General features: G+C 65.4%; 18 protein-coding genes. 9 read left to right on the forward strand and 9 right to left on the reverse strand.

The window, feature by feature from the left end; translation table 11 throughout:
• Positions 1–104 precede the first annotated feature (104 nt).
• From llg_RS11915 to llg_RS11925, 3 genes are all read left to right on the forward strand, one after another.
• Complete coding sequence (locus tag llg_RS11915; protein ID WP_338290174.1) at positions 105–3,065, forward strand: choice-of-anchor D domain-containing protein; 2,961 nt, start codon at positions 105–107, stop codon at positions 3,063–3,065.
• A gap of 13 nt (positions 3,066–3,078) precedes the next feature.
• Entirely contained in the window at positions 3,079–3,714 is a 636-nt protein-coding gene (locus llg_RS11920) for a hypothetical protein (protein WP_338290175.1), read from the forward strand.
• Positions 3,715–3,914: 200 nt separating this feature from the next.
• Complete coding sequence (locus llg_RS11925; protein ID WP_338290176.1) at positions 3,915–8,408, forward strand: Ig-like domain-containing protein; 4,494 nt, start codon at positions 3,915–3,917, stop codon at positions 8,406–8,408.
• Positions 8,409–8,601: 193 nt separating this feature from the next.
• Here llg_RS11925 and llg_RS11930 read toward each other — a convergent pair whose 3' ends face one another.
• The 5 genes from llg_RS11930 to llg_RS11950 all read right to left on the reverse strand — a co-directional run bounded on the left by llg_RS11930 (position 8,602) and on the right by llg_RS11950 (position 14,680).
• Positions 8,602–9,858 (reverse strand): glutamate-5-semialdehyde dehydrogenase, encoded by a 1,257-nt coding sequence (locus tag llg_RS11930; protein WP_338290177.1) that lies wholly within the window; start codon positions 9,856–9,858, stop codon positions 8,602–8,604.
• 62 nt (positions 9,859–9,920) lie between these two features.
• Complete coding sequence (gene proB / locus llg_RS11935; protein WP_338284895.1) at positions 9,921–10,694, reverse strand: glutamate 5-kinase; 774 nt, start codon at positions 10,692–10,694, stop codon at positions 9,921–9,923.
• A gap of 17 nt (positions 10,695–10,711) precedes the next feature.
• Positions 10,712–12,397: a putative manganese-dependent inorganic diphosphatase gene (locus tag llg_RS11940; protein WP_338284896.1), complete on the reverse strand. Its 1,686-nt coding sequence runs from the start codon at positions 12,395–12,397 to the stop codon at positions 10,712–10,714.
• A 33-nt stretch (positions 12,398–12,430) separates the two neighbouring features.
• Entirely contained in the window at positions 12,431–14,176 is a 1,746-nt protein-coding gene (gene argS / locus llg_RS11945; protein ID WP_338284897.1) for an arginine--tRNA ligase, read from the reverse strand.
• A 21-nt stretch (positions 14,177–14,197) separates the two neighbouring features.
• A complete protein-coding gene (locus llg_RS11950; protein ID WP_338284898.1) occupies positions 14,198–14,680 on the reverse strand; it encodes a PTS sugar transporter subunit IIA in 483 nt (160 codons plus the stop codon).
• Positions 14,681–14,836: 156 nt separating this feature from the next.
• On the opposite strand from llg_RS11950, the gene llg_RS11955 reads away from it, so the two are divergent.
• On the forward strand, positions 14,837–15,337 hold the full coding sequence (locus llg_RS11955) for a hypothetical protein (RefSeq protein WP_338284899.1): 501 nt from the start codon (positions 14,837–14,839) through the stop codon (positions 15,335–15,337).
• A 38-nt stretch (positions 15,338–15,375) separates the two neighbouring features.
• A complete protein-coding gene (locus tag llg_RS11960) occupies positions 15,376–16,377 on the forward strand; it encodes a hypothetical protein (protein WP_338284900.1) in 1,002 nt (333 codons plus the stop codon).
• A gap of 12 nt (positions 16,378–16,389) precedes the next feature.
• Here the strand turns inward: llg_RS11960 and llg_RS11965 are convergent, their stop codons facing one another.
• Positions 16,390–17,775, reverse strand: coding sequence for a tetratricopeptide repeat protein (locus tag llg_RS11965; protein WP_338284901.1), 1,386 nt, complete (start codon positions 17,773–17,775; stop codon positions 16,390–16,392).
• A gap of 229 nt (positions 17,776–18,004) precedes the next feature.
• Between llg_RS11965 and infA the strand changes: the two genes are divergently transcribed.
• On the forward strand, positions 18,005–18,298 hold the full coding sequence (gene infA / locus llg_RS23030; protein WP_345789178.1) for a translation initiation factor IF-1: 294 nt from the start codon (positions 18,005–18,007) through the stop codon (positions 18,296–18,298).
• Between the two features lie 77 nt (positions 18,299–18,375).
• Here the strand turns inward: infA and llg_RS11975 are convergent, their stop codons facing one another.
• A complete protein-coding gene (locus llg_RS11975) occupies positions 18,376–19,155 on the reverse strand; it encodes a segregation/condensation protein A (protein ID WP_338284902.1) in 780 nt (259 codons plus the stop codon).
• Positions 19,156–19,217: 62 nt separating this feature from the next.
• Between llg_RS11975 and llg_RS11980 the strand changes: the two genes are divergently transcribed.
• Complete coding sequence (locus llg_RS11980) at positions 19,218–20,930, forward strand: hypothetical protein (protein ID WP_338284903.1); 1,713 nt, start codon at positions 19,218–19,220, stop codon at positions 20,928–20,930.
• Positions 20,931–20,956: 26 nt separating this feature from the next.
• Here llg_RS11980 and metF read toward each other — a convergent pair whose 3' ends face one another.
• Positions 20,957–21,859, reverse strand: coding sequence for a methylenetetrahydrofolate reductase [NAD(P)H] (gene metF, locus llg_RS11985; RefSeq protein ID WP_338284904.1), 903 nt, complete (start codon positions 21,857–21,859; stop codon positions 20,957–20,959).
• Between the two features lie 105 nt (positions 21,860–21,964).
• On the opposite strand from metF, the gene llg_RS11990 reads away from it, so the two are divergent.
• Positions 21,965–22,855: an EF-hand domain-containing protein gene (locus llg_RS11990; protein WP_338284905.1), complete on the forward strand. Its 891-nt coding sequence runs from the start codon at positions 21,965–21,967 to the stop codon at positions 22,853–22,855.
• 139 nt (positions 22,856–22,994) lie between these two features.
• A complete protein-coding gene (locus llg_RS11995) occupies positions 22,995–24,164 on the forward strand; it encodes a hypothetical protein (RefSeq protein WP_338284906.1) in 1,170 nt (389 codons plus the stop codon).
• Positions 24,165–24,194: 30 nt separating this feature from the next.
• Here llg_RS11995 and llg_RS12000 read toward each other — a convergent pair whose 3' ends face one another.
• Complete coding sequence (locus llg_RS12000; RefSeq protein ID WP_338284907.1) at positions 24,195–24,887, reverse strand: hypothetical protein; 693 nt, start codon at positions 24,885–24,887, stop codon at positions 24,195–24,197.
• Positions 24,888–24,917 lie beyond the last annotated feature (30 nt).

Genomic DNA, 24,917 nt, shown 5'->3' on the forward strand with positions numbered 1-24,917 from the left:
CCCCAAGGAATCGGCCGGAACGCCATGGAAGCCGCCGCAGGCGTTGTCTCGCACCTACCCCGCAAGGAACGTTCACGATGATATCCCCTAAACGAAATACCCTGTTGTCCCTGGCCGCGGGACTCTTGTCCGTCGGTTTCGCACAGACGGCGATCGCGGCCGTCGGGCCGGAGATTCGGGTCACCGGCAGCTCGGTGACGATCAATAACAACGACATCACCCCGTCTTCCACGGATGGCACCGATTTCGGTTCGGTGGCGTTGGGCAGTTCCGCCCAGACGCGGGTGTTCTACATCTACAATGAAGGCACCCAGCCGCTGAGCATCTCCTCGCTCACGGTCACCGGTGCGGCCTTCGCTCTCACCATTTCGTCCTCCAGCACCGTGCCTGCGGGTGGTGCCTCCAGCTTCGAGGTCAGCTACCAGCCCACCGCGGCCGGGCTCCAGACGGGCTCCGTGACCATCGGCAACAACGACTCCGACGAGAACCCCACCACGTTCTCGATCCAGGGCTTCGGCCTCGCGCCGCAGGTCAGCGTGGCGGGGAAGGGGATCACCATCGCCAACAACGACACCACCCCGTCCACCGATGACAACACCGACTTCGGTTCGCTCACGGTGGGCAGCGACATGTCGCGCTCGTTCTCGATCCACAACAACGGCGACGCTCCGTTGAACGTCAGCAACGTCCAGGTCACCGGCACCGGTTTCTCGCTGGATGGCGGGTTCGCGGGAGCGATCCAGCCCGGCGGCACCCAGAGCTTCGGCGTGCGGTACGCGCCGCTCGCCGCCGGCACCACCACCGGCACGGTCACCGTTTCCACGAACGATCCCAACGTGGCGAACTACACCTTCCAGGTGAAAGGCCTCGCCACCCAGCCGGAGATCGACATCCAGGGCAACAGCCTCTCGGTCGCCAGCGGTGACAGCACTCCGTCCGCGGGTGATGGTACCTTGTTCTCCACGATTTCCAACGGCTTCCCCGGCGGTGTGTCCCACTTCACCGTGAGGAACACCGGCAACGGCAACCTGCTGTTGAAAGGCATCACCCTTTCGGACAGCACCAACTTCAGTGCCGATTTCACCGGCAGCCCGGCCCCGATCGTGGCACCCGGCGGCACCGCCGAGCTGAACGTCCGCTACGTTCCGAAGTCGGCCGGCACCCACACCTCCACCGTCACGATCCAGAACAACGACTTGGACGAGGGCAACTACGTCTTCACCGTGCAGGGTACCACGCTCGGGTCCTCGATGGACTTCGGCGGCATCACCAACGGCGACAACACTCCCGACCCCTCGGACAAGACCGGCTTCGGCAATGTCATCGTCGGCGGCCCCTCGAAGACGAACAACTTCGTGGTGTCCAACGCCGGCCCCGGCGTCCTGCTCATCACCTCCGTCGATGTCAGCCCGAACACCCACTTCACCTTCCCCGGCACGGTGCCGATGACGGTGCCGGCGGGCAGCACGCTGCAGGTGCCGATCGTGTTCTCGCCCCAGGCGATGGGCCTCCACACCGCCGTGGTCACCGTCCACACCAATGACACCGCCCACGAGCCCTTCACCTTCACGGTGAATGGCACCGGCCTCCAGCGCAGCCTCGCCATCGGCGCGGCGGGCAATGTGGTGGCCAATGGCGACGCCACTCCCTCCGCCCTGGATGGCACCGACTACGGCTCGATCGCCGTGGATGGCAGCCAGCTCGACCACACCTGGCCGCTGCGCAATACCGGCAACGTCCCGCTCACCATCTCGTCCGTCACCTCCAGCCTCCCCGGCGACTTCAGCATCGTGGCCCCGTACCCGGGAGCCATCGACGGCGGCAGCTCCACGAACCTGATCGTGCGTTTCAATCCCTCCGCCATCGGTGTCCGCACCGCGGTGATCACGGTGGTGAGCGATGATCCGTCCTCGCCCTACACCTTCACCGTCACCGGCCGCGGTGCCCCGCGCATCGGCCAGCCGATCGATGACCCGATCGGCCCGGTCATCACCGAGTGCCCGTGGGATCCGTCCATCGCGGGGGATTTCACCGGCACCATCATCGAGGACGATGGCCACGGCAACCCGGGCGACACCATCCGCGGCGGCTTCGACAGCTTCAAGCTGAACTCCGATGGCACCTTCACCGCGAAGGGCAATGTCGACGGCCTCGACATCACCCTGAAGGGCAAGCTCAACCCGGATGGTTCCTACGATGGAACGACGAAGCTCTCCGACGGCAGCACCGCCGTGGTGAAGTTCCGCCTCTACCAGGGCAGCGACGGCTCGAACCGCATCATCGGCACGCTCGTCCACAACAACGAGACGCTCCACATCGACGTGATCCGCTCCGGCGCGGTGGCTCTCCCGGCCTCGCTCACCGGTCCCTACACGATGGTGATCCCGGGCAATGACGCGGCCCCGCCGACCGAGCCGCATGGCGATGGCGTGGGCTTCCTCACCGTCCGCATCGATGGCTCCGTGCGCTGCCAGTACATCATGGGGGATGGTTCCACCACCACCCGTTCCAGCAAGATCAGCCCGCGCTACGTCTGGCAGTACCAGTTCCCGATCTACAATGGCGGTTGGAAGAAGGGCTACGTCGCCGGCCGCATGGTCTTCCGCGATGTGCCGGGTGTCAGCGACTTCGATGGCAAGGTGTTCTGGAAGAAGTATGCCTCCAGCAACAGCCAGGACTACTACCCGGGCGGCTTCGCCGTGGAGCGCAACTGTGTCGGCGCGAAGTACACGCCCCCGGCCAAGGGCAGCTCCGCCATGCCGGGCCTCGCCTCGGGCGCGGACAACGCCGAGTTCAAGATCGGTGCCGCCGCTGAAGGCGTTCCCGCCCAGTCGTTGTTCTTCACCTGGAACAAGGACGATACCATCAAGTCCGGCAACAGCCCGAAGGTCGCGCTGCGCGTGGTCCGTAGCACGGGCAGCGTCTCGGGCACCTACACCGATGCCATCAGCCGCTCGAAGGTCCGCGTCTACGGCGCGATCCTCCAGAAACAGCAGCTTGTCGGCGGTCTCTTCAAGGGCTATCAGATCACCGGCTTCGTGACGATCGCGCCGAAGTCGAACTGATTCTTTTTTCCGAGTGTCCCGTTCCCGGTTCACCATCCTTCTCGCGACGGCGCTGTTGATCGGCGCCGTCGTTTTGTTGTCGCGTGGCTTCAAGAAACCGGACGTGCGGAACCCCGCGCCGGGGGAGCCGCCGAAGACCGTGTCGGTATCACCGCGTGGCTCCCACGCCGCTGGCAGCCCGGAAGGACCCGCTGTCCGCGATTCGCGTCCCACCCCGGCGGCCACCCGGGATCAGATCAGCGGCTGGATCGCCGATGACTCGCTGTCCACCGAGGAGGCGGCCACGAAGCTGTGGGGCGTGTTCGCCGACCGCCGCCAAACCACGGCAGTCCGGCAGGAGGCCATGGCCCATGCGCTCAATCTCACCACGGACAAGCGTCTGGTCGCCGATTTCATCCCGCTCTACGCGCAAGCCGATCTTTGGAACGGTGAGCTCGGGGAAGCGGCCCTGGATGAGCTCTACAACCGTGGCAAGGGGGCCAAGCTCGCGGCCGGTGCCGCCCTGCTGCCCCATGCGGGCGGGGAGTTCCGCGAGCACCTGCGGGACCTACTGAGGTTCGAGCTGGATGAGCCGGAGGCCGACGATGCCAAGCTGATCCAGGCGGCGCAGAACAAGCTTTCGGGCAAGGCGGCTCCGGAGACGGAGTGAGATCCGGGCGGCGGGTGGCCCCCGGTCGGTTTCCAAAGAAATCAATCGGGGAATCGATTCGTCACAAAAAGGGAATGGATTTGTATTCCCATTTTGGGACGGATCGCTAGCTCTGGTCGATGGTCATTGCATCGCCTACCTGGTTCAACATCAGCGGTATCCGCTGTTTGATATTGTGGTTTTCCCTCCTTTTATGTGACTTGCAGGCCCAGACAGGCGGTCTGAATGCGCCACAAGCGGTAGGGGCTTATTTCAACGGGACCTTTCCCACCACCTCCCCCGGCTCGGCCACGGGATGGACGACGGCGAACGCCTTCCCCAACCTCACTTTCGTCGATCCGCTGTGGATGACGGAGATTCCCGGCACCAGCAACTTCCTGCTGGTGGGCAAGGACGGCCGCCTCTGGCGCTTCGCGAACAATCCCGCCGTGACCCAGGCCCAGGTGGTGCTGGCGCTCGATTGGTCGACGAAGACCCAGACCTCGGAGGACCAGGGATTCTACAGCCTGGCCTTCCATCCCCAGTTCGGCCAGGCCGGGTCGCCGAACGCGAACTACGCCTACGTCTGCTACAACCACAAGCCGGCCCTCACCGGCGCGGACCTCGACCATTCCTACTGGCGCGTCTCCCGCTTCACCTGGCTGCCCGCCAGCGGCACCTTCGATGCGAACAGCGAGTATGTGCTCATCAACCAGTTCGACCCGGACCGCTGGCACAATGGCGGCGCGATGTTCTTCGATGGCGCGGGCTTCCTCAACATCACCTGCGGCGACGGCGGCGACAGCATCGGCCTGTCCCAGGCGCTGGCGAACACCCAGAAGATCGACGGCGGCTTTTTCAGCGGCGTCTTCCGCATTGACGTGAACAACGACCCGGCGAAATCCCACGCCATCCGCCGCCAGCCGACCAACCACGCCTACAAGCCGGCTGCATGGCCAAACAGCTCGACCCAGGGCTACGGCATCCCGAATGACAACCCGTGGCTCGATCCCGCGGGCAGCGTGCTGGAGGAATACAACTCCATCGGCCTGCGCAGCCCGCATGCCGCCCACTACGATGCCGCCACCGGCGATGTCTGGATCGGTGACGTGGGCGAGGGCAACCGGGAGGAGATCACCGTGCTGCCGAAGGCCGGCAACGCGCAGTGGGGCTTCAAGGAAGGCACCGCCACCGGCCCGGGCACCAAACCGGCCAACGTCATCGGCATCGAGGTCGCGCCGTTCTACGATTACGGTCGTACCATCGGCTCGTGCGTGATCGGCGGCATGCGCTACCGCGGCACGAAGTGGAACTCCTTCCTCGGCGGCAAGGTGCTCTTCGGCGACCACGTCCGCGGCATGATCTGGAGCGCCACGCCGGGCGTGGGCGGAGCCGCTCCGGTGATCGAGCAGATCATCACCGGCTTCCACACCGGCACCAAGGCGGGGCTCGCCAACTTCTGCACTGACAGCACCGGCGAGATCTACCTGATGGACATCAACGGCACCAACCAGACCGGCGGCGTGATCCGCAAGCTGGTGGTGCAGGGGGCCTCCGTGGAGCCGCCCGCGCTGCTGTCGCAGACCGGCGTGTTCACGAACCTGTCCACGCTCGCCACCGCGCCCGGGTTCGTGCCCTTCGACGTGAACACCCCGCTGTGGTCGGATGGCGCGCACAAGCAGCGCTGGATCATGCTGCCGAACGATGGTTCCCACGACACCGCCGCGGAGAAGATCACCTTCAGCGAGAAGGGAAACTGGGTGTTTCCGGCGGGTACCGTGTTGATGAAGCACTTCGAGATCCCGCTCGATGAACGGAACCCGTCCGTGACCCGGCGTCTGGAGACCCGCTTCATCGTCTGCATCGCCGGTGGCGGGAAATACGGCCTGACCTACCGCTGGAACGCCGCGGGGACCGATGCCCAGCTCCTCACCACCGGCGATTCGCTGGACTACGATGTGACCCTGCTCGATGGCACCACCGTGCAGCGCCACTGGGACTTCCCCTCGCGGTCGGACTGTCTGCTGTGCCACAACACCGCTGCCGGTCAGGCACTCGGTTTCCGCACCCACCAGCTCAACCGCGACTACACCTACCCCGCCACCGGTCGCACCGCGAACCAGCTCACGACCTTCAACGCGCTGGCGATGTTCGACCGCACCCTCACAGTGGACGAGTTGAAGAATTTCCTGAGTTCGCGGGCGATCGAGGATGAAACCGCGCCCATCGAGCACCGCGTCCGCTCGTATCTCGATGCGAACTGCTCGCACTGCCACCAGCCCGGCGGGCTGGTCGATTACTTCGACGCCCGCCTGGTGACCCCGCTGAACACCCAGGGGCTGATGGACGCCGTCATCCAGGGGCATTTCACCGAACTGGGATCGAACGGCCGCTACCTGAAACCCGGTGATCCCGGCCTCTCCGCCGTGCATCTCCGCATGTCCCACGTCGGCGATGGCACCGCGATGCCGCCGCTGGCGAAGAACGTGGTGGACCAGACGGCGGTCGAACTGGTGGAGGACTACCTCGCGGGCACCACCGTCGCTGAGTTCCAGAACCAGGTCCTGCGCCAGGCCCGCTACCTGCGCCTCACTTCGACCGCCGAGGTCAATGGCAACGCGTGGACGTCCGTGGGCGAGCTTTCCATCCTCGATGACAAGGGTGTGGCCATGCCCACCAACCAGCTCTCGGTGGCCGCCGTCGACAGCGAGGAGACGGTGGATGAAACCGCCCCGGCCACCCGTGCCATCGATGGCGACGTCAACACGTTCTGGCACACCGGCTACGGCACCGGCGGGATCGCCGCGCTGCCCCACTACATCACCATCGACATGGGGCTGGTCCGTCCGCTCGGCGGCTTCGTTTACGTGCCGCGTCAGGGCAACCAGAACGGCCGGATCAAGGACTACCAGGTCCACACCAGCACCGACGGGGTGAACTGGACGCTTCTTACCTCCGGCACCTGGCCGAACTCGACGGCGACCTTCCGCTACGATGCGCTCGCCGGAGCCCGCGCCGCCCGCTGTGGCGTCGCCGGTCCCACCGGCTTCGTGACCGGGGCCTTCGAAACGACGATCACCTTCGACATGGACGTCACCGATTTCACCACCGCGGACGTGCAGGTCACCGGCGGCTCGTTGCTCGCCCTGCGCGGCAAGGGCCACTACTACGTCGCCACGATTTCGCCGACCTCTCCCGTGGTCTCCGTGTCCGTGCCGCAGAACGCGGTGAGCCCGAAGGGGCTCGGCAGCACGGCCTCAGCCACGCTCCAGGTGTCGTTCCACGACATCCAGCCGCCATTGCCAAGCTTCACCAATGTCCCGGCCAGCGTGAACGGACCGTTCCAGATCGGTCTGACCTTCAATGAAGCGGTGACCGGGCTCACCGCCGCGGATTTCCTGATCACGAATGGCACGCTCGATGGCATCACCCCGAGCGGGATCAACTGGCTACTCTCCATCACTCCGGGATCGATCGGGTCGGTGGGCATCGAGCTGCGTTCCGGTGCGGTGGTGGACGCCGCGGCGAATGTGATGGGCACGGGGATCGCCACCTCCGTTTCCTACGCGCCCTACATCCTCGCCCGCGAGGCGGAGGCCGGCACGCTCTCCGGCGGCTTCGTGCAGGTCGCGGATGCCACCACCAGCGGCGGGGCCTACATCTGGGTCCCGCAGGACAGCCGCGCCGGAGTGCTGACGCTGAACACGGCGATGAAGGCGGAGTACACCTTCGTCGTGCCGCGCGCCGGCCAATACCGCGTGCGTGGTCTCGCCCGCTCCGATGACCAGAGCAGCGATTCGTTCTACATCGGCTTCGATGGCGCGACGCCGTCCGATTGGCACACCAACCAGACCGCAGGGCAGGTGGGGGCGCTCCAATTCTACTGGGACGTCGCCAACAGCTCGCGCCAGCCGCTCACCAATCCCACGCTCTTCACCCTCACCGCGGGCAGCCACATCCTCCAGATTTACGGCCGGGATGATGGCACGCGCCTCGACCGCCTCGAACTCCAGCCCGTGCGCCCGCTGCCCACCTGGTCCGGACCCGCGGTGGCTTCGGGCGGGGTATTCAATGTCAACCTGACCTTCACCGAATCGGTGACCGGCCTCACCGCCTCGGACATCACCATCTCCGGCGGCACCGTCCAGTCGGTGACCGGCAGCGGGGCCACCTACATCGTCGCGGTCAATCCCACCAGCTCCCTGGTGACGCTCGGCCTGCCAGCGGACACCGTGGCCAGCGCTACCGGCAGTGGCAATGACGCCGCGGACAGCTTCAACGTGCTTTACCGCACGGCCTTCGAACAGTGGGCCTTCAGCGGCAATGTCGACGGTTCGCCCGCCGGTCGCCTCGGCGACGAGGATCAGGACGGCGTGCCGAAGCTCATGGAATTCGGCTTCAACCTTAATCCGGCGAAGTCCGACCGCACGGGCTACGATCCGGTGAACTCGCCCGTTTCCGGCCTGCCGCGCATGATCGTGAACCCGGAATCGGGCGGGAAGCGACTATGGTTGCAGTACCTGCGTCGGAAGAACGTGCCGGGGCTGACCTACGAACCGCAGTTCGGTTCGTCCCTGAGCGACTTCACCGCCGCGGGCGGCACGCCGACCGTCGAGAGCCTCGATGCCGATTGGGAGCGCGTCAGCATTCCGGACACCGCTCCCGCCGGCTCCGCCAGCCGCTTCGGCCGCGTGAAAATCACGCTCAGCCCGTGAAGTAGCGCGAGGCTCCCGCCTTGCGTGCTGGGGAAATTCGCGCAGTCCTTCACACCTCCAGTCCATCCATGAGTGACCGGTGATTCGAAAGAGGGAGGAAGAGTCGCATCCGGCTCTTCCTCTTCTCTGATCACTATTCACTGATGACTGATCACTCCAAAATGGCCTGACTTCGTGGAGGAGTCGGTAACCTTCACCGCGTCTGCCCCTCGCCGCGGATGCGGTACTGGTAGCTCGTCAGCTCGCGCAGGCCCATCGGGCCGCGGGCGTGGAGCTTGTCGGTGGAGATGCCGATTTCCGCGCCGAACCCGAACTCGCCGCCATCCGCGAAGCGCGTGGAGACGTTGTGGAAGACGCAGGCGGAATCCACCTCGCTCAGGAAACGTTCCGCCGTGGCGTGGTCCGCGGTCACGATGCAGTCGCTGTGATGCGAACCGTATTCGTTGATGTGGGCCACGGCTTCTTGGAGAGAGGCCACTACTTTGATCGAGAGGATCAGGTCGAGATACTCGGTGCTCCAGTCCTCCTGGGTTGCGTGGATCACGTCGATGATCGCCGCGGTGCGGGCATCGCCGCGCAGCTCCACGCCCTTGGCGCGGAGGGCCTCGGCGACTTTCGGCAGGAAGGTGGGCGCGACGGCTTCGTGGACCAGCAGGGTCTCCAGCGCGTTGCACACGCCGGGCTTGTGGGTCTTGCCGTTCACCGTGAGGTCCACCGCCATGTCGAAGTCCGCGGCGGGATCCACGTAGAGGTGGCAGATGCCGTCGTAGTGCTTGATCACCGGCATGCGTGCCAGCGAGACCACCGTTTCGATCAGGCCCTTTCCTCCGCGGGGGATGATCAGGTCCAGCCACTTGTCCATCCCGGCAAGGATGCCGACGCTCTCGCGGTCGGTGAAGGGAATGAGCTGGATCGCGTGCTCGGGCAGGCCCGCGTGTTCGCCACCGGCCTGGAGCGCGTTGGCGATCGCCTGGTTCGAGTGGATCGCCTCGCTTCCACCGCGGAGGATGGTCGCGTTGCCGGTCTTGAAGCACAGCACCGCCGCGTCCGCGGTCACGTTCGGGCGGCTTTCGTAAATGATGCCGATGGTGCCGATGGGCACGCGGATCTGCTCGATGCGGATGCCGTTCGGGCGGCTCCAGGAATCGAGCACCTGGCCGACCGGATCGGGCAGGGAGGCCACCTGATCGATGCCCGCGGCCATCGCCTCGATGCGCGCGTCATCGAGCTTCAGACGGTCGAGCATGGCCTTGGACAGGCCCTTGGCCTCACCGGCCTCCAGATCGAGGGCGTTCGCCGCGATCAACTGCGGCGCGCGCAGGCGCAGCTCCCCGGCCATCGCGTGGAGGATGCGGTTCTTCGCTTCCGATGGCAGTTGGGACAAGCGGTGCGCGGCGGCACGGGCTTGCTGGCCCATCTGGTGGATCGTCTGGCGGAGCGCTTCGGACATGGCGGCAGTAAACGGCGGATTTGGAAAATGCCAACCCCGGATCCGGGGTGGGGGAGGAGGGGTCAGAGCTTCGGCGCGAAGCGGGTGGACAGGCCGGTGCCCGCGAGGATCGCGGCCAAGCGCTCGGGATGACGCCCGTGGGCGATGTGGGTTTCGATGCCGTTTTCCACCGCATGGCGCACCGCGGTGAGCTTCGAGGCCATGCCGCCGATCGAGAATTTCCCGCGGTCATCGCGCACGTGGCCCAGCACCTGGTCGATGTCCGCCACCTCCGGCACCAACTCGTTGGTCTGGGGATCGAGCAGGCCGTCCACGCTGGTGAGCAGCACCAGGCGCTTCGCTCCGGCCAGCACCGACACGCGGGCGGAAAGCATGTCGTTGTCGCCGAATTTCAGTTCCTCGACCGCCACCGAGTCGTTCTCGTTGATGATCGGCAGGATGCGCTTCTCGGCCAGTAGGCGGCGCAGCGTGTCGGACACGTAGGCCGCGCGTTCCGGCGTGGAAAGGTCCCCGGCGGTCAGCAGCACCTGGGCGACGGTGATGTCGAAGTTCGCGAACAGGCTGCCATACACGTGCATCAACCGCGCCTGGCCCACGGCCGCGCAGGCCTGGCGGGTGGCCGTGTCGGACGGGTAGGCGTCCAGTCCCAGCGAGGACACGCCGGAGCCGACGGCTCCGGAGGACACCAGCAGGCAACGGTGGCCGGCATCGATCAATCCGGCGATGCCAGCGACGAAGTGGACGAGCTGCGCGCGGTCGAGTGTGCCATCGGACGATTTCGTCAGCACGCCGGTGCCGGCCTTGAGAACGGTGAGGTCAGGAAGCAGGGAGGACATGGCAATGGGAGAGGGTGTCATTTCGCGTGTTGCAGCGCCTCGCTCACGGCGGGGAAGATCTGCTTCTTGCGGCTGACCACGCCGGGGGCGTCGAAGAGCGTTTCATCCACCGGGGCGAAGGGCAGCTTCGCGAGGATGTCCGGATCCCCGGCGGCGAGGATGATGCTGTGGTGGCGGGAAACGTCCGTCACCGCGAGCACGGCGAGGTTGTAGCCATGCCGGGCCACGAGCTGGCGCAGCGCGGTTTCCACCTCCTCGCGGCGCGGGCCGAAGCCGTGCAGGCCGCGCTCCTCCACTTGGGAGATGCTGACCTTGTGGCCGTCGTCGGTGAATTCCTTGCGGTCCGCGTTGAGGATCTCCCCGGCGGTGCCGGTGGCGATCAGCGAACCGACGGCGAAGAACTGCTCGGTGAAGGATTCCGCCTCGATGCCCGCGATCTCCGAAAGCCACTTCAGCATCTCGCGGTCGAGATCGGTGGTGGTCGGGCCGGTCAGGCAGAGGGTGTCGGAGATGATGCCCGCGCTCAGGCACATCGCCACGCCCGGCTCGGGGGCGAGACCGCGGTGCACGAACTTGCGGGCCACCAGCGTGGAGGTGGAGCCCACCGGCTCGTTGAGGTAACGGATCGGCTCGCGCGACACCAGGTCGCCCGCCAGGCGGTGGTGGTCGATGACCTCCACGACCTCCGCTTCCTCCACGCCATTCACGGCCTGGGCGTATTCGTTGTGGTCCACCAGCGCCACGCGCAGGCGCGGCGGGTCCACGAGGTCGGACTTCGAGATCACGCCCGTCATTGTGCCCTCGCGGGGATCGATCACCGGGAACAGGTCCTGGTCCTCGGAGGCGAGGCGCTTCCGCAGGCGGGACATGGGTTCCGAGGGAGCCACCGTGATGAACTTGGTTTCCATCACGTGGCGCACCGTGCGGGAGCACCGGACCAGCGTGGAGCAGCTCGCCGTGTCGTGGTGGCAGGTCAGGACCACCACACCCTTTTCGGCGGCCAGCTTGGTCAGCGAGGCGTCGATCGGGTTGTCACCGGTCACCAGCAGCGCGCGGGCTCCGGCTTCGATGGCGTAACGCTGGACGATCGGGCGGTCGCCGCAGATCACCAGCATGCGGCCGATCCGGCCATCCTTGGCCGCGCTTTTGAGACGGGCATTGACCGAGTTCTGCGAGGATGCGCCGACCAGCAGGATGATGTCCTCCTCGTCCTCGCCGGTGATCGGGGCACCCAGCGATTCCGCGCCGAGCGTGTCCGCGATCTTCAGCAGGGAGGCCCGCACCGTGCGGAAGGCCATCTCTTGGGACTCGTTCGGCAGCAGCAGTTCGAGCAGGTCGATGTAGCGCAGGATGCCGTGGACATGGCCGGTGGCGTCCGTCACCGGCACGCAGCGCACGCCGCTGGAAAGCATCCGGCGGTAGGCGATGAGGAAGGTGTCGGAAAGGTCCGCCTGGATCACCTCGCGGCGGCAGATCATCCCGGCCGTGGTGCGCACGTCGGTGACCAGCTCCGGGGCCTCCATGCCGGCTTTCTCCAACACCCAGGCCGTGCGCTGGGGCACGTCGCCGCAACGCGCGGCAGTCGCGTCCTCCTCGCCGGTGGCACGCAGCAGGGCGGCGTGGCCGATGGCGGAGCAGATCGCGTCCGTGTCGGGATTCTTGTGGCCGATCACATAGAACGGCAGGCGGGTACGGTCGAACATATCAGCAGCAATGAACAAACGAATGGAAACCCCTCACATGCGCTCCGGCACCTTGATCCCGAGCAGGCCGAGACCGGTGGAGAGCACGCGGGAGGTCAGGTCGCACAAGGCGAGGCGGCTGGAGCGGGTAGGCTCATCCGCCTTCAGCACCGGGCAGGCTTCGAAGAACGAGTGGAACGCGCGCGCCAGCTCGAGCAGGTAGTTCGCCAGCAGGTTCGGGCGATGGTCGTCGACCACCGTCGGCAACACTTCCGCGAAACGCACCAGCAGGCGGGCGAGGTGAATCTCCGCGTCTTCGCCCAGCACGATGGAGGCCGCGGCCGCATCGAACGGGCCTTCCAGCTTGCGGAAGATCGAGCGGATGCGGACGTGGCTGTACTGGAGATACGGGGCGGTGTCGCCCTGGAGCGCGAGCATGCGGTCCCAGGAGAAGACGTAGTCGGTGAGGCGGTGCTGCGAGAGCTCCGCGAACTTCACCGCGCCGATGCCGACGGTTTCCGCGATCTGAGCCGCTTCCTCGCCCTGGAGGTCCGGGTTCTTCTCGGCGATCGCCTTGGCGGCGCGCTCGACGGCTTCCTCGAGCACGTCGATGAGCTGCACGTTGTCGCCCGAGCGGGTCTTCATCACCTTGCGGTCCTCGCCGAGGATCGAGCCGAAGGCCACGTGGCGGTAGTCGTGCTTCTTGCCCCAGCGTTCGGCGGCGTCGAAGATCTGGCGGAAGTGCAGCGACTGCGGCACGCCCACGACGTACCAGACATGGTCGGCCTTCCAGGTGTCGACGCGATATTCCAGCGTCGCGAGGTCGGTGGTGGCGTAGAGGAAACCGCCGTCCGCCTTGCGGATGATCGCCGGGTTGTCCGTCCAGCCATCCTCTTTGTGGACGCGGAAGGGGTCCTGCTCGTCCGGCACGTTGCCCGAGGCGAAAATGCAGGTCGCGCCATCGCTCACGCGGGCGATGCCCTTTTCCACGAACTCGTCGACGAGGCCGCCCAGGCGGTCGTTGTAGAAACTCTCGCCCAGCCAGTGGTCGAAGGTGACGTCGAGGCGGTCGTAGATCTTCTGGAGACCCTGCTTGGAGACCTCGATGCAGCGGTGCCAGATCGCCTGGTTCTCCTCGTCACCGGCCTGGAGCTTCACCAGTTCCAGCTTGCAGGCATCGAGCACGGCGGGATCGGCCTTGGTCATGGCGTTCACCTCGCGGTAAACGCGCAGCAGCTCGGCGATCGGGTCGGTCACGATCGCGGTGTTGTCCAGCAGGTGCTTCCACCCGTAGATGATCATGCCGAACTGGGTGCCCCAGTCGCCGATGTGGTTGTCGGTGATGACATTGAAGCCCAGGAAGCGGGCGATGCGGGAAAGCGCGTCACCGATGATGGTGGAGCGGATGTGGCCCACGTGCATCGGCTTCGCCACGTTCGGCGCGGAGAAGTCGACCACCACCGTGCGGCCCGCGCCGACGTCCGGCACGCCCAGCTTGGCATCGCCCAGCAGGCGGGTGACCGCCGCGGCATAGGCCTCCGGCAGGATGCGGAAATTCAGGAAACCGGGGCCGGCGATCTCGGCGGTGGCCAGTCCGGCCAGGTCCACGCGGTCGATGATCTCCTGGGCCAGCGCGCGCGGGTTCGTCTTGCGCTGCTTGGCCAGCACCATCGCGGCATTCGACTGGTAATCGCCGAAGCGGAGGTCGGTGGCGGCGGTGACGGGCGTGGCGGCGGCCTCGCCGATCACGGCGGCGACGGCGGCGGAGAGGCGGGATTCGAGGTCCTGCTGGAAGGTCATGGCGGTGGAACGCGCGGCGTATCAGTTGCCTGGCGCGGCCACACGGGACGATTTTGGATCGAGAATGGCGAGTATTTCCTCGCGTGAATCCGCGGCGGCGATCTGGCGGCGGATTTCGCCGTTGGTGAACATCTTCGCGATCGCCGCGAGCGTCCGCAGGTGGAGGTGATACTCCTTCCGCGGCACGATGAAGAGGAACACGAAGTGGACCGGAGCCCCGTCCAAGGCTTCGAAATCGATGCCCTCCTTCGAGCGGCCCAGCACCGCGATCACCCGGTCGATGTTGTCCGAGAAGGCGTGGGGAATGGCCACTCCGGCGCCGATGCCGGTGCTCACCAGCTCCTCCCGCACCTTCAGCGAGGCCAGAGCCTCCTCATGCAGCGGGCCATCCAGCATCCCGATGTCCCGCAGGTGGTCCACCAGCTCCACGATCGAGGGCCAGTGCCCATCCGCCCTCATTTCGGGCAGGATTTGATCGGTGGAGATGAGCTGGCTCAATTTCATGAACGAGGAGGAGAAGACGCGATGATGCGTTTGGGAGGTCGGCGATTACCGATGTGATCCAGCCTTGGCAAGCGGATTCGCGGGGCGGGAAGGATGCCTTGTTTGCTGGAGCTTTGCAACTTGCCGCATCATGGCTGCCTCCGGTAGCGTTGCGACATGGTTCGTACCGCTTGCCGTTTCCTCGCCGTGGTGTCCGCATGCACCGTGTTGACCCAATGTGGTGGCCCGATGGGCACCGGCAACATGGGCGGTCCCACCCCCGCCGAACGCTCCGCGAAGATCGCCGCCGAACCGACCGGGGACTTCTATTACGGCCGCCGCTACTACGTCCACAAGACCCGCTTCTGGGGCTACCTGCGCAAGCCTCACGACTCCTGGAGCCGCGCCAAGCTGGTCGTCTTCCAGGAAGCCGTGAAGACCAATCCGGACCGCCTGCCGGAGAATGGCCCGGACGGTCAGCGCTACGGCTTCGACAACAACTACGACTATCGCATCCGTGGCAGCTACACCGGCCGCCAGGTGTATGAGCCGAACAGCAACCAGTTCCTGCCGGAATTCCGCCTCACCGGCTACGAGGTGGTCGACCGCAATCCCGGCTGGCTGTTCCGCCCGGATGACCGTTACGAGCCCACCCGGATCACGCTCGTTCCGCGCTGATTCCTAGCAGCTTCCCTTCCGAGCTTCCTCCCCCCCCCATGGAAATCCGCTCCTTCCCCCGCCAACCACGCGACAATCCGGAGAACGGTCCCGCGGGGAATGCCGAAGCCCGGCCGTATGCGGTGCCCGATGGTCCCCGGACCCGGGTCCGCAGTCGCCGTCGCGTCAAGCGGGAGAATCGCCGCAAACTCCTGCTTCTGAGAACCATCGTGCTGGTCGCCCTGGCCGGGGTAGTCCTGGTGGGGGTGATCGGGGTCGGCATCCTCAAGGAAAAAGAGGCGGGCGGAGAGGGGTGGAAGGACCCCGATGCGGCGTTTCGCGGCCTTCATGCCGCCGGGACCAAAATGGAGATCCCGGTACCCACCAGCGAGGAGGCGGAAGCCTTGGTCCGCAAGGTGCTCGCGATGCGCTCGGCGGACGAATTCCAAGGGCATGTCCGCCTCCGCGGCATGAGCGAGGCCGAGGCCGTGGAGTTTCTCACCACCCTTCCCGAGCGGGAAGGAAAGATCCGCAGCCTGCTCTGGCAGGGTTCCCAGAACGCCAATGGCCTCCAGATCGAAGGGGTGGTGGTGCAGTTCGCCAAGGAGGGGCGTCCGCTCCGGATGGCCTTGCTTACGCCGGATGGCGCCGGGCATTGGCAGCTCGATCTCGCGTCATTTGCCTGGCACAATGACGTCGATTGGCAGGATTTTTACGACGGGCGCGCCCGTGTGGCGGACTATCGCCTGTTGGTGGCCAAGGATTCCTACTACAATGGCGGCTACGCCGATGAAAAGGCGTGGAGTTGCTACGGCATCAGCCATCCCGGCTCGGATCTGGTGATGATGGCCTACTGCCCGCGAAGCGGAGCGGAGGATGTCTCCCTGCACCGAATCCTGAAGGACAAGAAAGGATCGCGTGTGACCCTGCGCTTGGAGCGGACGGGTGATGGAAACAACCGCCAAGCCGAAATCCGTTCGGTGCTGGCGGAGGACTGGGTGGTCACGGACGCCCCGTTCGACGGGAGCTCCCGGTTGGGAGTCCCGTCGTCCGGTGAATGACGGGGGGCGGAATCAACCGCCGTAGGAGGACTCCACGCGGGAGGCCACGTCGCGGTAGCCGTAGTCGACCTCGTAGATCTGCTTGAAGCATTCCAAGGCGGCGACCTTGTCGCCCATGTCGGCGTGGATCACGCCCTTTTCGTAGAGGACTTCCTTCTTGGTGTTGTCCATCGCGTGCAGGTCGGCGAGCGCGTCGCTGAGCTGCTTGATGGAAAGGTCGAACATGTTCTTCGCCTTGAACGTGCGGCCCAGCAGCAGCAGCACCTTGGTGCGGATGTGCGGGTTGCGGGTCGCCTGCTGGAGGTGCGGGATCGCGCCGGTGTAGTCGCCGGCGTTGTAGAGCGCCTGGCCGAGGTCGAAGCGGAGCTGCGGGTCGGTCGGATTCTGGTCCACGCGGCGCTTGGTCTCCTCCACCTGTTCGGCGAGGCGGGCGGCCTTCCGTTCCTGGAGCTGGGCCTGGAGATCGGCATTGTCCGGATCGAGGGCCGCGGCGTCCTCAAGGGCGCGCATGTGGGCCTCGTTGGCCCGGTCGTTCATCTGGGAAGCCTTGTTCTGGAGCGCCACGTCACCGTTGCTCAGGGTGTGGGCCCAGGAGTAGAAGGCGTGGGCGTTGGCCCAGTCTTCAAGCTGCTCGTAAACGCCAGCCAGTTCCTTGACGGTGCCGAGGTGGTTGGTGTCCTCGTTGTACTTCAGGATGATCTTGTCGCGGCGCTCCTCGAGCTGGTCGCGGGTCAGGCCGGTGCGGGAGGCCTTCTCCATTTCCTCGAACTGGGCCTGGTCGCGCATCAGGTCCCGCATGTTCGAATTTTCGTCCCACTTCGCCTTCTGCATGGACGCCTGGGCGGCGCAATCCTTCGCGCCCTTCACCGCCTCGGAGTCGGTGGGGGCGATCTTGAGGATGTCGGTGTACACCTCGCCGGCCTGCTGCGGCATGTTCCGGGTCAAATAGTGCTGGGCCAGCTTGTGGAGCAGCTTCGGGGTCTCGGGCGGGCCCTTGCGCACGGTTTCCAGCGCGAAGGCCGCGCTGTCCGGCATTTCCAGCTTCATGAAGCATTCGAACAGCAGGTCGTTCGCACCTTCGTTGAACGGATCCTTCTCGAGTTCCTTCTCCAGCAGGACGATGGTGCCGGCCGGATCCTTTTTCACGCCGCCGGAGTACTTCATCGCGCTGAAGCCGCCGCCGCCGAAAAGGCCGCCCTTTTTCTTGGCACCGCCGGTGTTCTGGATCTCGACCTTGCGGAGCACCTTGCGGCCATCGAGGAATTCCGGCAGGTCCTTGAGGATCGCCTGCAGGATGCTGATCGCGTAGGGAAGGTTCTGGGTTTGGATGGCGCTAAGGGCTCGCAGCCAGAGGGCTTTCTGGCTCTGCGGGAGATCCTTTTCAGTGATTTCAGGCATGGCTGGCGTGTGGGATTTAAGAAGGGTTTTCTCCGGATGGCGCTGCTCCGCGTCTCCGGTGCCGGAAAATGAGACGGATATGATGGATTGGCAAGCGCTCCGTGCGCGAGTCCGGAGTTCGGTTTTTGGGATTGATGCTCGGAAACGAATCGGCATTATCCCGGCTCGGGAGCCCACGGCTCATCCGTTTTCGGGCTCCGCAGCCCTCCTTTTGTTCCTCCGACCGCCCATGCCTCCACGCCCACGCAAATCCTCCGGTTCCCGCTCCAGACGCAGTGGCCCCGGCCCCCGTCGCCCCGGCAAAGAAAACGAGGAAAAGGCGGTGGAAGTGGACGGCGAGATCTCCGCGGTCCTCGCCGGCACCATGTTCCGCGTCCGCATGGTCAGCGGCCACGAGGTGCTCGCCCACATTTCCGGCAAGATGCGCAAGCGCTTCATCCGCCTCGTCGTCGGCGACAAGGTGAAGATGGAAATGTCCCCCTACGATGTTTCCAAGGCCCGCATCGTCTACCGCCTGGGCTGATCGGTCACCCGGACCTTTCCGATTCACGTCAGGCCGCGGCGATCGCCGCGGCTTTTTCGTGTCCGGGAGGCGGGAGCTCAGTCCTCCGCGCCGACGTCTTCCAGGTCGATGGCGGTCGCGGCGCCCGGGGTCCGGCGCTCCACGACGATCTCGCCCAGGGTCTGGGTCTGGCGGATCATGAACTGGTTGAGCTTCATCAGCTCGAGCACCGCCAGGAAGGTGACGATCACTTCCGCCTTGGTGGTGGCGCCGTCGAAGAGATCCTCGAAGCGCCGTGCCTCCCCGCAGGCGAAGTGGCCCAGCAGGAACTCGATCTTGTCCGCCACGGTGTAGCGGTCGTCGATGATGTCGCCGAAATCGTGAGCCTCCTCGAAGCGCTTCAGCACGTTCTGGAACGCGCGGATCAGGTCGAAAATCGACACCTCGGCCAGCGGGGCGGGTGACACTTCCGCCTCCTTTTCCGGCTTGTCCGCCTGGTGGGCGAAACTGCCCTCCTGCTCGATCTCGCGCAGCGAGAGGAAACCGGCGGCATCCTTGAACTTCTTGTACTCGATGAGCTGCCGGATGAGTTCCCAGCGCGGATCGTCCTCCTCCGCGTCCTCCTCGGGCGGTTGCTCGGTGCGCGGCAGCAGCGTCCGGCTCTTGATATACATCAGGTTGGCCGCCATCACGATGAACTCGGAGGCGAGGTCGATGTTCAGGAGCTTGAAGGTGTCGATGTAGTCCAGGTACTGGCGCGTGATCCGCTCGATCGAGATCGTGTGGATGTCCACCTCGTCCTTTTTGATGAGGTAGAGGAGGAGATCCAGGGGGCCTTCGAAAATCTCCAGTTTGACCTTGTAGTCGGCGCTTTCCACGGCGGGCTAGGTAGGCGATTGGTTCCCGCCGGGCGAGGGAAATTTGACTCGCTCGCCTTGAAATGGACCGCTTGAATACCGGCGCCCGCCAGCCCCCAATGGAAAGCGAACAACTCCAGGCCTTCAACGAGCGACTCAACCAGTGGATTTCCAGCCAAGGCTTCTGGTTCCAACTGCGTTACTCCATGGCGGGCGGCAGCTACTCCTCCGCCACCTTCCATCTGCTGTGGCTGATGTTCCGGATTTTCCTGTTCCTGCTCGTTATCGGGGCAGGATGCGGCGTCTATCTCGTCAAGCGGGTCGACGCGAAGGATTTCCCGAAACAAATGGCAGCCACCCTGGGCAAGCATCTCAGCGCGTCCCAATCCAAGGTGGAGGGCTTCCAGCGGGTGCAGGGGCACCTCAACCTCCGGAAGCTCGCCCTCACCGGTGGCCCGGACGCCTATTATTCGAGCATCAACGCCTACAACGTCCGCTGTGACATGGGGCTGCTGGATGGATTGGTGGGCAAGTGGAACCCCGGTTCGATCTTGGTGAGCCGGATGGACGCGGAGATCCGCGCCGGGGCCGAGGATGCCGCGGAGGCGGGCCGCCATGCGGAATCCTTCCTCAAGGAGTTTCCGGCGTTCGAGGCGAATTCCCTCGAGGTGGCCGATGCCACCCTCCGCTGGGGGTTCTCCGAATACACCCGCGGAAAAATCGAAAACAGCCATCTCAACGCCCAGCGTTCCAGCGATGGCTGGCGGCTCCAGTTCCACGGCGGGCGGTTCACCCAGAACTGGCTGCGTGGCCTGGAGATTGAACGACTGGTGATTTCCGCCAATGCCGCCGGGCTGACGGTTGAAGAAGGAGAGTTCAAGGTGGGGCAGGATCGCGAAGGATCGGTGGCGGGCTCGGTGGTGTTCCGGAATGTGAAGCTGGCCTCGGGTGACCGTCCGGCCGTGTCGGGGTCCGTCCGCCTTCACCGGGTGTCCCTTGAGTCGGTGTTGCCCGAGCGCCTCGCCGGGTTTGTCGAAGGGTCCATTTCGGGGGATTTCAAGTTGTCGGGATCCACCAATTCTCCCGACGGCATCGGCCTGGCGGGGCAGGTGGTGTTGGATGGCGGCGATGTCCTGACCCTGCGGGACCGGATCCATCTGTTGCGGGCCCTGTCGGTGGTGGATGCGTTCAACAGCTACCGCAAGGTGTCGTTCACCGAGGGCTCGCTGTTCGTCAAATCGGGCGGTGGCACCCTCGATGTCCGGGACGTCAAACTGAAGGCGAAGGGGGACGTCATGAACCTCGCCGGGCGGCTGAGAGTCCGGCCACCCACCGGCGCGGAGGTGGAGAAAGCTCTCAGCCGCGGCCCCACCAGCGAACTGGCTCCGGTGTTTGCCAGCGACGTCACTTACGGAGGGGAGGGAGATACCCGTTCGCCCGATTCCTCAGAGGATGAAAAATCCGATCTGAGTCTGAAAAAGGCAGGTGAGGCGTCCCAAAAACCGGCCCCCGTGGATACTGGCTACTTCGCCAAGGCTGGGATGGGGCAGGTCGATACCTCAAAAACGGTGAATCAAGGCAAGGATGCGATCTCGCGCACCCTGCGCTACGAAGGAGCGTTCCAGATCAGCATCCCGGGAGATTCCTTCACCCGCGCGCCGGACCTCCGCTCGCTGTATCCGGCGGACCCGGCCACGAACCGGATCACCATCGATGTCCCGATCGAGGGCTCGATCTACGAGGTCACCCTCAAGCAGGCGGAGGACATCTACGTCAAAGGCCGCCGCCGGGAGTGATCCCCGGCGGGGCGGGCCCAGCGGGATCAGACTCCGGCCGGAAGGCCCAGGGACTGGTAGATCTCGCGGGTCGCGCGGCTCTTGTTGAGCGTGTAGAAGTGGATGCCGTGCACGCCGGCGTCGAGCAGCCCGGCGCACTGCTGGGCGGCGTAGTGGATGCCCACCCGCTCGACCGCTTCCGGGCCATTGGCGCGCTCCAGCGCCCGCAGCAGGGCGGCCGGGAAGCGGGCTCCGGCCGCCAGCTCGGCCATGCGCTTCATGCTCTGGAGCGAGCTCACCGGCATGATGCCCGCGAGGATCGGCACGCCGATGCCGACGAGGTCGCAGCGGTCGCGGAAATCGAGGAAGTCGCGGTTGTCGAAGAAGAGCTGGCTGCAGATGTAGTGCGCGCCCTCGTCGATCTTCGCCTTCAGGTGGTCGAGTTCCAGCAGCCGGTTCGGGGTGTCCGGGTGGCCCTCCGGGAAACCGGCGACCCCGATCGCGAATCCGCGCGGGTCCGGATGGCGTCCGCTTTCATTGAATTCGCGGATGAAGCGCACCAGGTCCGAAGCGTGGCGGAAGTCGCCCTTCGACCAATCGTAGTTCGTCTCGCCGCGGGGCGGATCGCCGCGCAGGGCCAGGATGGCGGTGACTCCGGCCGCCGCGTAGCGGGTCAGCAGGGCATCGATCTCCGCCCGGGTGTGGCCCACGCAGGTGAGGTGGGGCACCGGTGGGATGTCCGTGGTTTCCTTGATCCGCACCACCAGGTCGTGGGTCAGCTCCCGGGTGCCGCCGCCCGCGCCGTAGGTCACGGACACGAAGGTCGGGTTCAGCGGCGCCAGGTCCCGGATCGTCTGGTACAGCTCCTCGGACGAGGCCTGCGTGCGCGGCGGGAAAAATTCGAAGGAGAAGCCGGGGCGGCGGGTGGCGAGCAGGTCGAGCAGATGCATCAGGTGGAGTGGGGAAAATCGGGATGGAAGCCGAAACTTCCCGGGGTTTGAGGAGTTTCACCTTCGTATTCCCCGGTTGCCGGGCTAGAAAAACGCCGAACTCTCATGAAGACAATCCCCGTTTCGCTGGTGCTCGCCGGATCCATGCTGGGTGCGTGGGCGCTGCCCGGACCACCGGACGACCCGCAGACTCCCGTGGCTGCCGAAAAGCGCCCCGGCCCGCCAGATGGCGAACGCCGCCCGTGGCATCAAGGGGTGGAGTTCTGGAAAAAGGCGGACACCGATGGCGACGGCTTCATTTCCAAGGACGAGTTCGTGGCCTTGGAGCGCATTTCGAAGCTGCCCGAGGAGAAGCGGGACAAGATTTTCGAGCGCCTCGACAAGGACTCCGATGGCAAGCTTTCGAAGGAGGAACTGGAGAAGTTCGGCCCCAATGAAGGACCGCCCCGTGGATTCCCCCGCCTGGCCGAGCTCGATGTCGACCACAGCGGTGGCGTCAGTCTGGAGGAGTTCAAGGCTTCCGAATTCGTGAAGAAGCTCCCCGTCGAACGTCAGGAGGCCCTGTTCAAGCGTCTCGACAGCGATGGCGACGGTCAGATCACCCCGAAGGATCGCCCGGCCGAGCCACCCCGCCGTGACGGCGAAGGTGGGCCGCGCGATGGTGAAGGTGGCCCGCGTGGCGAAGGCAGGGGCGGTCGCGACGGCGGCCCCGATGGCGGCCTGCGTCAGATCCTCCGTGGCTTGGATGCCAATGGCGATGGAGCCGTGACCTTTGAAGAGTTCCAGAAAGCACCGTTCGCGGAGAAGCTGGGCGAGGACGCCCTTGAGAAACGTTTCGAGAAACTCGACCGCAATGGCGACAAGAAACTGACCGCGGAGGATGTTCCGCCGAAGCCGGAAAAGCCGGAGGGCGAAGGCGGTGACAAGCCGGAGATGCAGGACCGCCCGCATCGCCCGGGGCCGCCGCCCGGAGCTGCACCGGCTCCAAAGGAGTGACCTTTTTGATCCAAGCCCCGTTCGCCGAAAGGTGGACGGGGTTTTGCTTTTCATGCGGCCGCGGCCGGGTTGGTGCCGATTTGTGCGATCCTTCTTTTCAGGCAGTCATGTCCATGCTGATCTCACGGTCACTGCGTTTATGTCCAAGTACAAGCTGATGGTGAGTGGTGTCGTGGGTCTGGTGGCCTTGGGCTGCATCGGGCTGCTGTCCCTGAAGACCGGTCCGGGTTCGGGCCCTTCCGGAGGTGATGAGGTGAAGCCCCTGGTCCCGAACCGCAGTGGATCGACGGCCGAAAGGACGGGAGGTTCGCGGCCTGCTGGCTCACGGATCAAACTGGCGCGCCCCGAGCTCTCCGATGCCCGCCGTCTCAAGATGCTCGATGACATCGCCTTGCACTGGGACGAGAACACCCGGGACTTCAAGGGGGAGGAGCTGGATCAGAAGCAGCAGGATTTGGTGCGGGAGGCGGTGCAAAAGCTTGGCGCGAGCGAGGAGATGCTCGGATTCCTCCAATTCCTGAAGGAGAAGGGCCTCAGCGTCAGCAAAACCGCGGACCTGTTGATCGGCGGGGAGATGCCCGGCGTGTTTTCCGGGGTGCTGGGGAAGGATGCCCGCGAGTGGTTGTTGGGCGTGAAGGACGCGAGGCTGAAGCAGACGCTCTCGTTTTCCGCGGGCGTCGGTTACACGGGGGGCGGGTTGAAGGAGTTCATCGATGCCCTGGGAGACATCCACTGCCAGTCGGCGGTCCTCTCGGGCTACTGCCGCACGTTGGCGAGAACGGAACCGGAGAATGCCGTGAAGGTCTTCATGGATCTGCGGCCCGCCAAGGTGGATTTCACCGCGATGGCGTCCATCGTGAGGGAGGCTCCGCCGACCGCGGATTTCGGGAAGATCTCGGGAATGTTTCCGGATGATGCGAAGGGTGCCCGAAATATCCGGACGTCGTTGATGCAATCCTGGGCGGCGGTCAGTCCGGTGGAGGCCGGCCAGTATGTGATGGCCAATACCAAGCTCGCCGGCCCTAGCCAGATCGGCACGGTGGTGGATGTTTGGGTGGGCAGTTCGCCCGAGGGGGCATCCGCCTGGGTCGGTTCGCTCCCGGCGGGTCCGTACCGTGATGAAGGGAACGCCTCCTTGGCCAAGGCGACGGGCGCGTCTGACCCGGTGCTGGGGTGGGCCTATGTCACCCGCATCGAGGATCCTCAAAAGCGGAAGGATGCCGCGACGAAGGTGTTCGCCAGTTGGGACAAGAGCGACCACGCCGCGGCCGCCCAGGCCTGGAGCGAGATGTTTCCGCAGGCGGATTGAGGGCTGGTTGTCCGGGGCGGGCTTCTGGCTTCAGAAGTTCGCCTCGAACCAGAGGCCGCCGAAGAGGCGGTTGGTCTCCGGGTCCGCGTCCATCGGGATCGAAACGCCGACGAACGGGGTGAGGGAGATGGTCTTGTTCAGCGCGTAGGTGAAGGAGGCGCGGGCGTAGAGGTCGTTCCAGCCATCGCGGCCGTAGTAGTCGCCCACGAAGCTGGTGCCGCCCTGCAGGGTGACGAAGGAGGAATCAGTGACCGGCTTCGACCACTTGCCTTCCAGCCAGCCGTAGACTCCCTCCGCGCCGGTGTCGTAAGCCGCGCCCGCGATGAGGTCGAGGTCCTTGGTGGCGTGCCAGGTGAAGCTCGGGGAGAAATCGACGCCGCTGTCCAGCAGCGGGTGGTCGAAGGCGTGGCCGGTGATGGAGAAACCGGCGGACCACTGCTTGGTGTCGTAGTTGAGGTCGACGAAGAAGGTGCCCTCGGTGTTGTCACCGTCGCCGCCCTCGGTGGCGTAGGTGCCGCCGATGTCCAGCGCCCACTCGTTGCTCAGGGCGATTTCGCCCTGGAGCTGGAAGTCCATGATGCCGTCGCCGACCTTGAAGCCGCGCCAGATGTATTCCGAGCGGTAGCCCGTGACGGCCTCGATGCCGAGGGGGATTTCCCGCTCGACCTCGGCTCCGGCCGGCAGCAGGGCGGCGAAAAGAAAAAGGGGAACGGCGCGCATCATGGGCGGATGCTGGCGTTCCCCTTCGGCCCG

The sequence above is a fragment of the Luteolibacter sp. LG18 genome (assembly GCF_036322585.1).
Taxonomy (GTDB): domain Bacteria; phylum Verrucomicrobiota; class Verrucomicrobiia; order Verrucomicrobiales; family Akkermansiaceae; genus Luteolibacter.